Annotated in this window: 14 protein-coding genes; 9 read left to right on the top strand and 5 right to left on the bottom strand. The window is 53.2% G+C overall.

Translation table 11 applies throughout. The annotated features are described in order from the left end of the window. The first annotated feature begins 41 nt into the window (after nucleotides 1-41). The 4 genes from RIC05_RS10150 (at nucleotide 42) to RIC05_RS10135 (ending at nucleotide 3,794) form a co-directional block, all read left to right on the top strand. Complete coding sequence (locus RIC05_RS10150; RefSeq protein ID WP_350042266.1) at nucleotides 42-1,070, top strand: sugar ABC transporter substrate-binding protein; 1,029 nt, start codon at nucleotides 42-44, stop codon at nucleotides 1,068-1,070. A 177-nt stretch (nucleotides 1,071-1,247) separates the two neighbouring features. Further along, entirely contained in the window at nucleotides 1,248-2,330 is a 1,083-nt protein-coding gene (locus RIC05_RS10145; protein WP_350046967.1) for an ABC transporter permease, read from the top strand. Then, nucleotides 2,327-3,115 carry an ATP-binding cassette domain-containing protein gene (locus RIC05_RS10140; RefSeq protein ID WP_350042264.1) on the top strand — a complete coding sequence of 263 codons (789 nt, stop codon included), beginning with the start codon at nucleotides 2,327-2,329 and terminating at the stop codon, nucleotides 3,113-3,115. The genes RIC05_RS10145 and RIC05_RS10140 overlap by 4 nt, the downstream gene beginning before the upstream one ends. Nucleotides 3,116-3,164: 49 nt before the next feature. Continuing rightward, on the top strand, nucleotides 3,165-3,794 hold the full coding sequence (locus RIC05_RS10135) for a nucleoside/nucleotide kinase family protein (protein WP_350046966.1): 630 nt from the start codon (nucleotides 3,165-3,167) through the stop codon (nucleotides 3,792-3,794). Here RIC05_RS10135 and RIC05_RS10130 read toward each other — a convergent pair. Beyond that, nucleotides 3,781-4,665, bottom strand: coding sequence for a LysR family transcriptional regulator (locus RIC05_RS10130; protein ID WP_350046965.1), 885 nt, complete (start codon nucleotides 4,663-4,665; stop codon nucleotides 3,781-3,783). The genes RIC05_RS10135 and RIC05_RS10130 overlap by 14 nt on opposite strands. 117 nt (nucleotides 4,666-4,782) lie before the next feature. On the opposite strand from RIC05_RS10130, the gene RIC05_RS10125 reads away from it, so the two are divergent. Beyond that, complete coding sequence (locus RIC05_RS10125) at nucleotides 4,783-5,379, top strand: cysteine hydrolase family protein (protein WP_350046964.1); 597 nt, start codon at nucleotides 4,783-4,785, stop codon at nucleotides 5,377-5,379. A gap of 76 nt (nucleotides 5,380-5,455) precedes the next feature. On the opposite strand, the gene phbB is transcribed toward RIC05_RS10125, so the two are convergent. The 3 genes from phbB to RIC05_RS10110 all read right to left on the bottom strand — a co-directional run bounded on the left by phbB (nucleotide 5,456) and on the right by RIC05_RS10110 (nucleotide 8,873). Further along, nucleotides 5,456-6,178 (bottom strand): acetoacetyl-CoA reductase, encoded by a 723-nt coding sequence (gene phbB, locus RIC05_RS10120; protein WP_350042260.1) that lies wholly within the window; start codon nucleotides 6,176-6,178, stop codon nucleotides 5,456-5,458. Between the two features lie 249 nt (nucleotides 6,179-6,427). Next, nucleotides 6,428-7,600 carry an acetyl-CoA C-acetyltransferase gene (locus RIC05_RS10115; protein WP_350046963.1) on the bottom strand — a complete coding sequence of 391 codons (1,173 nt, stop codon included), beginning with the start codon at nucleotides 7,598-7,600 and terminating at the stop codon, nucleotides 6,428-6,430. A 343-nt stretch (nucleotides 7,601-7,943) separates the two neighbouring features. After that, nucleotides 7,944-8,873 (bottom strand): LysR family transcriptional regulator, encoded by a 930-nt coding sequence (locus RIC05_RS10110; protein ID WP_350046962.1) that lies wholly within the window; start codon nucleotides 8,871-8,873, stop codon nucleotides 7,944-7,946. 109 nt (nucleotides 8,874-8,982) lie between these two features. Between RIC05_RS10110 and uraD the strand changes: the two genes are divergently transcribed. From uraD to RIC05_RS10090, 4 genes are read left to right on the top strand one after another with little or no spacing between them, the layout of a single operon-like run. Further along, nucleotides 8,983-9,540, top strand: a complete 558-nt coding sequence (gene uraD / locus RIC05_RS10105) for a 2-oxo-4-hydroxy-4-carboxy-5-ureidoimidazoline decarboxylase (protein ID WP_350046961.1) — start codon at nucleotides 8,983-8,985, stop codon at nucleotides 9,538-9,540. 4 nt (nucleotides 9,541-9,544) lie between these two features. Beyond that, complete coding sequence (locus RIC05_RS10100) at nucleotides 9,545-10,528, top strand: TRAP transporter substrate-binding protein (RefSeq protein ID WP_350046960.1); 984 nt, start codon at nucleotides 9,545-9,547, stop codon at nucleotides 10,526-10,528. 22 nt (nucleotides 10,529-10,550) lie between these two features. Continuing rightward, a complete protein-coding gene (locus RIC05_RS10095) occupies nucleotides 10,551-11,030 on the top strand; it encodes a TRAP transporter small permease (RefSeq protein WP_350046959.1) in 480 nt (159 codons plus the stop codon). Further along, nucleotides 11,027-12,307, top strand: coding sequence for a TRAP transporter large permease (locus tag RIC05_RS10090; RefSeq protein WP_350046958.1), 1,281 nt, complete (start codon nucleotides 11,027-11,029; stop codon nucleotides 12,305-12,307). Before RIC05_RS10095 ends, RIC05_RS10090 begins: the two co-directional genes overlap by 4 nt. A gap of 31 nt (nucleotides 12,308-12,338) precedes the next feature. Here RIC05_RS10090 and RIC05_RS10085 read toward each other — a convergent pair whose 3' ends face one another. Then, complete coding sequence (locus tag RIC05_RS10085) at nucleotides 12,339-12,806, bottom strand: Lrp/AsnC family transcriptional regulator (protein WP_350046957.1); 468 nt, start codon at nucleotides 12,804-12,806, stop codon at nucleotides 12,339-12,341. Nucleotides 12,807-12,812 lie beyond the last annotated feature (6 nt).

Below are 12,812 nucleotides of genomic sequence, written 5' to 3'. Positions count from 1 at the left end.
TTTAAAGGCGGTAATTCAGGTCAAATCCTGGGAGGAAAATGATGAAAAAAGCACTTCTTGGCGCAACCCTTGGTGCGCTTGCCCTTAGCCTTAGCATCTTGCCAAATCAGGCAAAAGCGGCCGATATCGGCGCCTGTCTGGTGACCAAAACAGATATCAACCCGTTCTTTGTCAAAATGAAAGAAGGGGCATCGGCCAAGGCCAAGGAACTTGGCATTGATCTGTCGACATTTGCCGGCAAGGTCGATGGTGATCATGAGACACAGGTTCAGGCGATCGAGTCATGCATCGCATCGGGTGCCAAAGGCATTCTGATCACGGCATCGGACACCAAGGCAATTGTATCGGTGGTTAAAAAGGCCCGCGATGCCGGGCTTCTGGTCATCGCCCTTGATACGCCGCTTGAGCCGATTGATGCCGCCGATGCGACCTTTGCCACCGACAACTTCAAGGCCGGTGAACTGATTGGTCAATGGGCGGCAGCACAGCTTGGCGACAAGGCAGCAGATGCCAAGATCGCCTTGCTGGATCTGACACCAAGCGCGCCATCGGTCGACGTTTTGCGTGATCAGGGCTTTATGAAAGGGTTCGGAATCGACATCAAGGATCCCAACAAGATCGGGGACGAGGATGACGCCCGGATCGTCGGCCATGACGTGACCAACGGCAATGAGGAAGGCGGTCGCGAAGCCATGGAAAACCTGATGCAGCGTGATCCCGAGATCAATGTTGTTTACACCATCAATGAACCGGCTGCCGCGGGTGCCTATGAAGCCCTTAAGGCGTTTGGCATGGAAGAAGGTGTTTTGATCGTGTCGGTTGATGGTGGCTGCCCGGGTGTTGCCAACGTCAAGGACGGTGTGATTGGTGCAACATCACAGCAATATCCGCTTTTGATGGCGGCCAAAGGGATTGAGGCCATCAAGGCATGGGCCGATAACGGCGAAAAACCGCAGAACACCGAAGGGCTGAACTTCTTTGACACCGGGGTTAACCTTGTCACTGATCAGCCGGTTGACGGTGTCCCGTCGATTGACGTTGCCGAAGGCATGGATCGCTGCTGGGGTTAATTCCCCCGTTCATTTCGAGAGAGGGCGGATTTAACTCCGCCCTCTTGTCCCACATCAGGTTACACTTGGTTTAACATCCGCATCCAAACCGGCCCTTAGAACCGGATGGATGTCCGGGTTTGGGTCCGGGTCAGATGAGATATCAGACCCGGTACACGACCAAGTCGGGAGGAAGCGATGAGCGATACCGCTCAAACGTCACGCAAGAAACAGGAATACGAGCAAACGCTTGATTCCAGCGACAGCTCTGTCGCGCAGTTTGACCACAAACACCGTAGCCTGTTTGATTCCGTGCAGCATTTCCTGCATGGCAACCCGACGATGGTACCGGTGATTGTTCTGGTCTTTTCAATCATCATTTTCGGCTTTGTCGCCGGATCGAAATTCTTTTCGCCGTTCAACCTGTCTCTGATCATTCAACAGGTTTCGGTCATAGGCATTCTGGCCGCCGCCCAAAGCCTTGTGATCCTGACGGCGGGCATTGATCTTTCGGTCGGGGCCATCATGGTTTTGATGTCGGTGATCATGGGCCAACTTGCGATCACGCTTGGCGTGCCCGCCCCGCTTGCGATTTTCATCGGGTTTATTGGCGGCATTGCCGCTGGGGCGCTGAACGGATTTCTGGTGACCCGGATCAAGTTGCCGCCGTTTATCGTAACACTCGGGACGTGGAACATTTTCTTTGCGCTGAACCTTTGGCTTTCGGGCGCACAATCGATCCGCAGCCAGACTTTGGATGAAATCGCACCGCTTTTGAAATTCTTTGGCGAAAGCATCGCGATTGGCGGCGCGCGGATTACCTATGGGTCGATCCTGATGCTCGTGGTTTTTGCGGTGCTTTGGTACATCCTTAATCACACCAGTTGGGGCCGCCATGTGTATGCCATTGGCGATGACAAGGAAGCCGCCGAGCTTTCGGGTATCCGCACCAACCGCACCCTGATCATGGTTTATGGCCTTGCCGGACTTGTCTGTGCCATCGGGGCCTGGGCATCGATCGGGCGGGTTGGATCGGTATCGCCGCAAAGTTTCCAGGAAGCCAACCTGCAATCGATTACAGCCGTGGTGATAGGCGGCATATCGCTGTTTGGCGGGCGTGGGTCGATCATTGGTCCGTTGATCGGGGCGTTGATTGTCGGGGTGTTTAATTCGGGCTTGCGACTGGCGGGGGTTGATGTGCTGTGGCAGGTCTTTGCCATTGGCTGGCTGACCATCATTGCGGTTGCAATCGATCAGTGGATCAGAAAGGTTTCAGCATGAGCAACGATCAGACACCTGTTCTCAAAGCGCGCGGCATCGTCAAACGATACGGTCGGGTGACGGCCCTTGATCATGCAGATTTTGACCTTTATCCCGGCGAGGTTCTGGCCGTCATCGGCGACAATGGCGCTGGAAAATCATCGCTGATCAAAGCCTTGTCCGGGGCGATTTCGGTCGATGAAGGCACCATCGAGCTTGATGGCAAACCCATCGGATTTTCATCCCCGATGGCAGCACGCGAAGCCGGGATCGAGACGGTTTATCAGAACCTTGCCCTGTCGCCTGCCCTGTCGATTGCCGACAATATGTTCATGGGCCGCGAGATTCGCAAAAAGAACTTTATGGGTAAATATTTCGGCGCCCTTGATCACAAGGAAATGCAGCGTCTTGCCCGTGAAAAGCTTACCGAACTTGGCCTGATGACCATTCAGAACATCAATCAGGCGGTTGAAACCCTGTCGGGCGGTCAACGCCAGGGCGTTGCAGTTGCCCGTGCCGCTGCTTTTGGATCGCGCGTTGTCATTATGGACGAACCGACTGCTGCCCTTGGCGTCAAAGAAAGCCGACGTGTGCTTGATCTGATTGCCGATGTCAAAGCACGCGGCATGCCGATTGTCCTGATTTCACACAATATGCCGCATGTGTTTGAAGTCGCCGACCGCATTCACATTCACCGCCTTGGCAAACGGCTTTGCACGATCAAACCCGATGATTACAGCATGTCCGATGCCGTCGCCTTCATGACCGGCGCCAAAGAACCAACCGAAGTGAGTGACGCCGCATGACACGCCATTGCCCCGGACACCTGCGCAAACGACAGGTCGCCAAAGCACGATGACACCCGACCTGAACGCATTGGCACACCGGATACATGACACGCAATCAGGCAATCAGCGCATTCTTGTCGCGATTGTCGGGGCACCAGCATCGGGCAAGTCAACCTTGTCCGACCAGCTTTATCACCATCTGGGGGGTGATAAAGCTGGTGCTGCTGTCGTGCCGATGGACGGGTTTCACTTTGATGACGCGATCCTGAAAGACCGCGGTCTTTTACCCCGCAAAGGCGCACCCGAGACATTTGATGTCGGGGGATTACACCGCATATTGCGGGCCCTTCGTGCGGATAACGGCGATACGGTTTATGTGCCGGTTTTTGATCGCGATCTTGAAATATCGCGCGGGTCGGCGCGCGCCATATCGACGGACCACCGCATCATTCTGATTGAGGGCAATTACCTTCTTCTGACCCAATCGCCGTGGGATCAGTTGAATGATCTGTTTGATTTATCGATCTATCTGGATGTGCCTGAAGACACGCTGCGCACCCGTTTGATCGAACGGTGGGAAGGGTTCGGGCTTGATGGCAAAACAGCACTGCAAAAGGCAATGCACAACGACATTCCCAATGCCCGAACCGTTGTCGCATTAACCGGCCCGACCGATATCCGGGTTACAGGCGGGTAATGGCTTTGCCGTCGGGCAGGATGTCAGTTAACCAGTCGGCAACCGCGCGGACCTGTGGCAGATGTCTTTTATCCTGATGGGTTAGAAGCCAGACCTCGCGGCCATCCGGTTCATAGCCATCGATCCGCTTTAAGCCAGAACAGGCATCGCCGACACAAACCGGCAGCAAGGCACAACATGCCCGACCTTCCATCATCGACACGATAATCGACATACGATTGGCATAACCGATTGTCTTACGCCCCGGAAACGTCTGTGCCAGCCATCTTTGTTCCGGTTTATCGGCAAAGAAATCATCAAGATCGATCCATGACATTGAAGCGGGATCAAGCCGGTTTTCGTCATCCCCCATAAGATTGCAATAAACCGCCGATTCCAGTTTCCCGAGCAATTTGATATGAAACGCGCCACTTTCCGGCCGGGCAAGACGAATGGCGATGTCTGTTTCACGGTTTGGAAGGCTTAAATTCCGGTTGGCCCCGATCAGTTCAAGCGACAGTTTGGGATAGTCTTGTTGGAGCCGTGCCAGATGCGGGGCGACACAGTTTTCAAGAATGGCATCAACGCTTGTGACGCGTACGATCCCTGAAATTTCCTTGTTATTCCGGTCACTCGCAGGTTCATTTTCCAACAACCCCGTAACCGTTCTTTGCATGGATTGCGCGGTTTCAAGAAGGTTTTGCGCCCGCGGGGTTGGTCCAACCGAACGCCCGTCACGATAAAGCACGCTATAGCCAACCCATTCTTCAAGCCGGGCGATGCGCCTTGCGACTGTGGTTTGATTGACACCAAGTTCACGGGCGGCGGCACTCATGTTGCCGGTCTGGCACACATGCGCAAATGTCCTTAGACCTTCCCAATCAAGCTGCATGGCATTTCATCCAGTATCTGCGTTAATGCAGATACTAGCCGAATTATTGCCGCTGGATAATGCAATTTTGCAGGGCCATGATGCCTCATCACTTATTCATGCAAAAGGAAGTTCCAGATGACCGCCAAAACCATTTTTGACATTGCCGGTGCGATCCTTCCGACCGGCAGCCCAAAGGATGCCGCCCTGATTATCATTGATGCGCAGGAAGAATACCGCACAGGCAGCCTTAAACTTTCGGGCCTTGAGGGTGCTCTTGGCAATATCGAGCCGTTATTGGCCCATTGGCGCAAGAATGGCGGCACAATCATTCATGTTCAGCATCACGCAGAAGGGCTGTTTGACCCAAGCGGTCCGTACGCTGCCATCATGCCCGAAGTTGCCCCGACGGCGAGCGAGGCGGTGATTACCAAATCCGTTCCCAGTGCATTTGGCGGCACGAAGCTTGAAGAATTTCTTGAAACCGCCAAGCTTAAACACGTCGTTCTGACCGGGTTCATGACCCATGTCTGTGTGTCGACCACCGCACGTGTTGCCGATGAAAAGGGATATGCGGTGAGTGTGGTGTCAGATGCCACCGCAACCCGCGACCTGCCAGATGCCCTTGATGGCAGCGTTGTTTTGGCATCGGATCTGCACCGTTCCGAGCTGACCATGCTGGGCGATACATTCGCCAAGATTGTTACGACGAAAGATGTGCTAAGCGCATCGTAAGCAGGCAGCCCAAATGCAAAACACCCCGTGAAAATGCGGGGTGTTTTGGTATCTTCCGGCCGCAGAAAATGCGGGATCAGAACATATGCTGACCGCCATTGATGGACAGGCAGGAACCGGTGATGAAGCCGGAGTTTGGCCCGCACAGATAAAGGATCGCCTGTGCGATTTCATCGGCCTCGCCCAATCGTCCGACCGGGATTTTGGAAATGATGCCTTCAAGGACTTTTTCCGGTACGGCGGCCACCATGTCGGTGTTGATATAGCCCGGTGCAATGGTGTTGACCGTAACCCCCTTGCGGGCCACTTCCTGTGCCAGTGCCTTGGTAAAGCCATGCACGCCGGCCTTGGCTGCGGAATAGTTGGTCTGGCCGAGCTGACCGGCCTGCCCGTTGATCGAGGAAATATTGACCACCCGGCCAAAGCCTCGTGCCCGCATGCCTTCCAGAACCGGCTTGGTCATGTAAAAGAGCGAGCTGAGATTGGTTTCAATGACTGCGGCCCATGCGTCGGTTTCCATTTTATGCATGAAACCATCGCGGGTGATGCCGGCATTGTTGATCAGGATGTCAATCGGGCCGACTTCGGTTTCGACCTTGGCAATGCCAGAGGCACATGCATCGGGGTCCGCGACGCTCCATTTATAAGCGGCAATGCCGGTTTCTGCGGTGAAGGCCTTTGCGGCCTCATCATTGCCAGCATAGTTCGCAACAACGGTGTAACCCGCATCTTTGAGCGACAGGCTGATGGCCTTGCCGATTCCGCGTGTTCCACCGGTTACCAGTGCTGTTTTTTTCATGGTCGCCTCCCTAAACTTCGTTCATCAAGCATGTTGTCTTAGTGATCTACGCCGTTTGCCCTTCTACGACATACGTAACTTTAATCCATAAACTGAGTTATAAACGTAATTTTATTACTTCTCCATGATCTATGTCAGCCAAGCGGTTTAGTCTTTCGTCGCAGTGCAAAATAAATCGCACCAAAGCAAACGGGGCATCCCCGATTGAGGACGCCCCGCATGACTAGAAATTCAGCTAAATGTCGCTGATCAGCGCTCAACGCACAGCGCGACACCCATTCCACCACCAATGCAAAGCGTCGCGAGGCCTTTTTTCGCGTCGCGTTTCTGCATTTCATAAAGCAAGGTCGTGAAGACACGTGCGCCCGATGCGCCAATCGGATGGCCCAGTGCAATTGCACCACCATTGACATTGACCTTGTCGGTATCCCAGCCCATATCGCGGTTCACCGCAATCGCCTGTGCGGCAAAGGCTTCATTGGCTTCGATCAGGTCAAGGTCGGATGCCGACCAACCGGCTTTTTCAAGCGCCTTTTTCGAGGCCGGGATCGGACCCGATCCCATGATGGCCGGATCAACACCAACCGTTGCCCAGCTTTTGATCGTTGCAAGCGGGGTCAGACCGCGTTTGGCGGCTTCGGCCGCGGACATGACAACAAGGGCAGCTGCGCCATCATTGATGCCCGATGCGTTCCCGGCGGTAACCGTGCCTTCTTTGTCGAAAGCCGGGCGGAGTTTGGCCATACCTTCGACAGATGCGCCGTGGCGTGGATATTCATCGGCATCAAAGACGATATCGCCTTTGCGATTTGGAATGGTCACCGCGGCAATTTCATCATTGAACCGGCCGGATTTCTGTGCGGCTTCGGCTTTGTTTTGGGAGGCAACAGCGAATGCATCCTGCTCTTCGCGCGAAATACCCCATTTATTGGCGATATTTTCAGCCGTATTGCCCATGTGATAACCGTTAAAGGCACACCACAAACCATCCTTGATCATGCTGTCGATGAATTTGACATCGCCCATTTTATGACCGTTGCGCAGGTGTGCGACATGGGTCGAAAGCGACATGTTTTCCTGACCACCGGCAACCACGATGTTGGCATCGCCGGTCATGATCTGCTGAGCCGCCAGGGCGACGGTGCGCAAGCCTGAACCACAAACCTGATTGATCAGAAACGCGGTTGCGCGATCCGAAATGCCCGCACCAATGGCGGCCTGACGGGCGGGGTTTTGCCCCTGACCACCTGTCAGAACCTGACCGAGGATCACTTCATCAACCGCGTCCCCTTCTACGCCTGCGCGCTCCAATGCCGCCTTGATGGCAGTTGCACCCAGATCACTTGCGACCGTACCCGCCAATGTGCCGCTGAATGCGCCGATTGGTGTACGTGCTGCACCTACAATTACGACGTCGGTCATGAAACCCTCCGATTAATCTTGATTACGTTTTCCCCGGACCGGGCAACGATGTTTTTCACTGTGCCTTGAGATGGTCCATAGACGATCTTATCGCACCGCAGCAATAATCCAAGCATAGATACATACCACTTTCGGACAGACTGCGCGGCGCATATCGACAATCACAACCGCAACGTTACAACCATAACAGGGCCATTTAAAGGCCATCTCTAGAGTGTGTGCCTAACACGATCAGATCGCAACCCCTGGTTCGTTTTTTAGGACTTCTGTCACAATATAAGTTCGATACCAGACGATGTTGTCATCGGCATCAAAAAGTGTGGCTGATTAGTGCAAAATATCGCTATGAGGTAGCGCGAACTTCAGTAAGGACCGTACTCATTTCTGCGGCCAATTCTTCCATCACGATGCGGCAGATACGTGGAAGGGTTCTACGCGAACTTATGGCAACACAAATGTTTTGGACAGAAAGCCCAAGATCAACCAGCGGAATTGCCTTGAGCTTCCCGTCGAGTAATTCCTGTGCGGCGTCAAATTCAGACGTCAGTGCGACATGCCCCCCAGATGCGACCAGGTGCTTAAGCAGTTGCAGTGAGTTGGTCACGACAGGTGGACGATTGTCTGAAAACAGCCATGCATAGCGTGCTTCGAGAATTCTGCGGATTGCCAGGGACCGACTTTGCAGCACCAAAGGATAGGCGATTGCTTCCTGTAGCTTGGTATTCTTCGCCCCGGCAAGGTCATGACTTGGTGAAACGACACAGAATAGCGGCAATTCTTCGCTCCAGATAACATGAATATCGCGATGTGGTCGAAGGTTGAACGCCAAGGCAATGTCAGCGACCCCGGTATCGAGGTCGGTAAATGCCTGATCTGGCGACGCAATTTCAACATCAATGCGCACCCTTGGATAGCGTTCGCCAATCCGGGCAAGAAAACGCGGGATCGGGCCATTGACCAGACTGTCCATGGTCACAATGCGAATATGACCGGTATCGACGCCCTGGAGATGTTTCACATCTGACCACACCCGGCTTTCATCACTTCGCCACCGACGTGCAAGCACAACAAACACCTCCCCCGCGGCAGACAAAGCCATACCCGTCGTTCGGCGTTCGAACAGCTGTACGCCTGCGCGTTCTTCAAGCAGGACAATCTGACGGTCAATTGCGGATGCGGAAACACCGATTGCACGTGATGCCGCCTGAATCGAACCATGTTCGGAGACGGCCTCGACATAAATCAAGGAGCGGGGAATCAGGTGAAGCGCCATCTGTAATCCATTCTAATTTTTCGAATGATACGTTGCTAATTATACTATGGATTGAAACTTGGCAAATACCCTAGGGTTCAATTCATCGCCCACCAAGGAATACCTACTGATGACATTTAGCCTTTCGACTTTGAACACGGTCTCGAAAAAAGATGCCCTCGCGATGATTGAGCCACTTGTGGAGAAATCGCCCTGGGTCGCTGCAGCAGCACTCACCGAGAGGCCATTTTCATCAGACAAGCACGTTGCCAAAGCGTTGGTGAAAGTGATTTTGAGCGAAGACATGCCCAGTCAGGTTGCCCTGTTTAACGCACATCCCGAACTTGCCGGCGCGGAAGCCAAGGCAGGCGTCATGACCAAAGAATCCACAAGCGAACAAGATCGGCTGGGTCTCATGCACCTTTCCAGCCAAGAAGCACAGCAACTTGCCCATCTGAATGCCGCCTACAAGTCAAAGTTTGGTCATCCCTTCATTCTTGCATTGCACAGGGTGCCAGACCGTGAAGCTCTGTTCGAAATTTTCGAACGCCGTCTCAAAATGAGTGAAATCGAGGAACATACGGCAACGCTGTCCGAGATCGCCTCGGTCATCAGCGCCCGCTGCAGACACGCATTTGGAGACCCGTTGCCATCCCAAGTCCCGAACACATTGAAAAATCCGGAGTAAGATCATGAAAGCTTTTCTTCCTATTCTAACCTCCACGATATTGGCCTTTTCGGCCGCGACCGCAGATGCCAAAGATCTGATACGCGTGGCAGGAAATTTCGCAATTGAGCATTCATCCTCACTTGCGATGGGCGTTTTCAAGACCGAACTTGAAAAGCTTTCAAACGGTGAAATCGAGGTCAATATATTCCCTGCGCAACAATTGGGTGGTGCAGCAGAAAACGTTCAGGCCGTGAAGCTGGGTGCGATCGAGCTCATGTGGGTCGGAACGGCTTACCTCACCCGTACAGTTCCGGAACTTGAAGTGATCGGATTGCCCTTCCAGTTTGAAACACGCGAAGAAGCTTTTTCGATTGTTGATGGCCCGGTCGGTGCGGCACTTGATGGCAAAATGGCAGCCGAAGGCATGACATCAATGGGCTATATGGAGCTTGGCTTCCGACAGCTTACAAACAATGTTAAGCCGATCAAAGAGATCGAAGATATCGCGGGTCTGAAAATTCGTCTTCAGCCAAACGAGACCCATTTGGCGACTTTCCGCAAACTGGGCGCCAATCCTGTCGCCATGGATGTGAAGGAACTTTATTCCGCCATGGAACAGGGTGTGATCGACGGTCAGGAAAACCCGTTCGCGATCATCAATGTTGCCGGATACCCGGAAGTGCAGAAATATGTCTCAAACACCGGGCATTTCTTTGACTTCATCTCTGTTGTTGCAAACGAGAAATGGTTCTCGGGCCTTGATGCTGCAAAACAGAATATGATCACAGACGCGATGCACACCGCGGTTTCTTTCCAGCGTGAACTTGCTGCCAAGCAGGACGCAGAAGCGCTCGACAAGCTGACGGCTGCTGGTATGACTTACACAGCGGTATCTCCTGAACTGGCTGCCAAGCTTCGCGAATTGACGTCTTCGGTTGCAGTGGAAACCAAATCCCGACTGGATGCCGAACTGGTCACTCTTCTCGACGCTGAAACTGCCAAATAACATTGATGATGTTCAACACCCAATGAAGCATTTCATTACCATAACTCTTGCGCGCGCCGATCAGGGCGCGCGCATTGCCGTGATCGCCGGTGCGGCGTTAATGATCGTGATTGTCTCGGTCCAGGTGGTCATGCGGTATGTTTTTAATGAATCACTCGATTGGGCGGATGAAGTTTCACGTCTTGCGTTTGTTACGACGATTTTTCTTGCGATACCTTTGGGCATTCCCGATGGAACACATGTCGGCATTGAAATGCTGGTATCGCGTTTTCCCGAAAGAATTCACGCTTTTACCCTTCGCATTATGAGCCTTCTTGCTGCGGGCATGATGATGGTGGTCTGCTACACATCAATCGTCGTTGCATCGGTCACATGGTCAGAACGTCTTGGGTCATTAGACCTTACATCGAGCGTCTTCTTCCTTCCTGTCGCCATAGGGGCCGCTCATTCGGCTCTTCACCTTCTGAAAATGTCGATCTGGGCACCGGAGCCAGCGAAATGAGCCTTTTTGTCATCGGAAGTTTCCTTGCCTTTGCGCTTCTGGGGATGCCTCTTGCTTTTGCTCTGGGCGTCTCCGCACTTGTCGGGCTTTGGTTTTCAGGCTTTGACATTCTGGTGATTGCCCCGCGCGTAATGAATTCGGTGAATTCATTTCCACTGATGTCGATCCCGCTTTTCATGGTTGCAGGCGAATTGATGCTCAAGGGCGGCATTATGGATCGCATCGTCGATTTCGCGAATGCGTTTATCGGACGGATCAGAGGTGGGTTGGCACAAGTCGCGATCATATCAGGTGCCGGATTGGCATCCGTGTCGGGTGCTGCCGTCGCAGATGCTTCGGCCTTGTCTTCGACGTTGGTTCCATCGTTGAAGAAGCAATACGGCCTTGGGTTTTCAACCGGCATTGTCGCTGCCGCAGCAAACCTTGGCCCGATCATTCCGCCATCAGGTGCCATGATCGTCTATGCGTTTATGGCCGGATCAAGTGTATCTGTGGGCGGGATGTTTATGGCCGGTGTCGTGCCCGGACTGATCCTGTTTTTTGCACTCATGATCCTGTGCTGGTTTATTGCCTGGTACCGGGATTACCCGCTGACCGGAAATCCGATTTCACTTGGCAATATCCTAAGGCAACTTCGACGTTCACTGATTGTCTTCATGATGCCTGTTGTGGTCATTGGCGGCATTGTCATCGGCGCCTTTACGCCGACAGAAGGGGCGGCGGTTGGGGTTTGCTATGCCTTGTTTCTTGGCTTTTTTGTCACCCGGAAACTGCGCCTTGCCGACCTTCCTGAAGTCTTGCTCACGGCGGCCAAAACATCGGCACTTGTCGGTGCAATGATCGCGTTTGCCTCAACCGTGACATTCTTGTTCACCATTGATTTGCTGCCGATGCATATCGCATCCATGATGCAAGGACTTACAGAAAGTCCCTTTATCTTTCTGTGCCTGATTTCTTTGATGTTGCTTGTTGTTGGGATGTTTCTTGAATCCAACGCGGCCTATATCATGCTCGTACCTCTTTTCCATCCAATCGCCTTGCAGTATGGCATTGACCCCCTGCATTTCGGTTTTGTTTTCGTTCTTAATCTTGTGATCGGGATGCTAACGCCACCGGTTGGTGTCGTGTTATTCGTTGTCACGGGCATTACGGGCGTCAAAATGGGCGAGTTGGTACGCGAAAGCTGGCCTTTCATCGCCGCAATGTATGCCGTGTTGATCCTGTGCATTCTGTTTCCGGAAGTCGTAACCTGGCTGCCCACGCGGCTTGGCTATTGAGGCGACCGATTAGGTCTGAGCCTCCCCCAGATCAGATCGCAACCCCTGGTTCGCTTTTTAGGACTTCTGTCACAATATAGGTTCGATACCAGATGATGTTGTCATCGGTATCAAAAAGTGCCTCGCACAATGCGGTGTATTCTGCCATATCGCGCATTTGCAGGACCATGACGCCGGTGACTTCGCCGGTCACGACATAACACTGGCGCACGGCATCAAGTTCGCGTGCCTTGCGGATAAAATCCTGACGGTACTGATTGCCGTGACGATGGAATTCAAGATTGATCACAGCCCCCAACGGTCGCCCGATCTGGGCCGGGTCGATCACGGCGACGGTTTTGCGAATGACGCCGGTATCGCGAAGCTTTGCCACCCGGCGCAAACAGGCCGAGGGGGACAGGCCAATTTTCGCAGCCAGATCCGCATTGGCGATATCGGCATTTCCCTGCAATTCTGTCGGGAACCATAATTGATGCGAAAGAGTTTTGTTTAATTTCAATTAGAT

The sequence above is a fragment of the Thalassospira sp. genome, from assembly GCF_040218635.1.
In the GTDB taxonomy this organism is placed as follows: domain Bacteria; phylum Pseudomonadota; class Alphaproteobacteria; order Rhodospirillales; family Thalassospiraceae; genus Thalassospira.
This window is presented reverse-complemented; position numbering and strand designations above follow the sequence as displayed.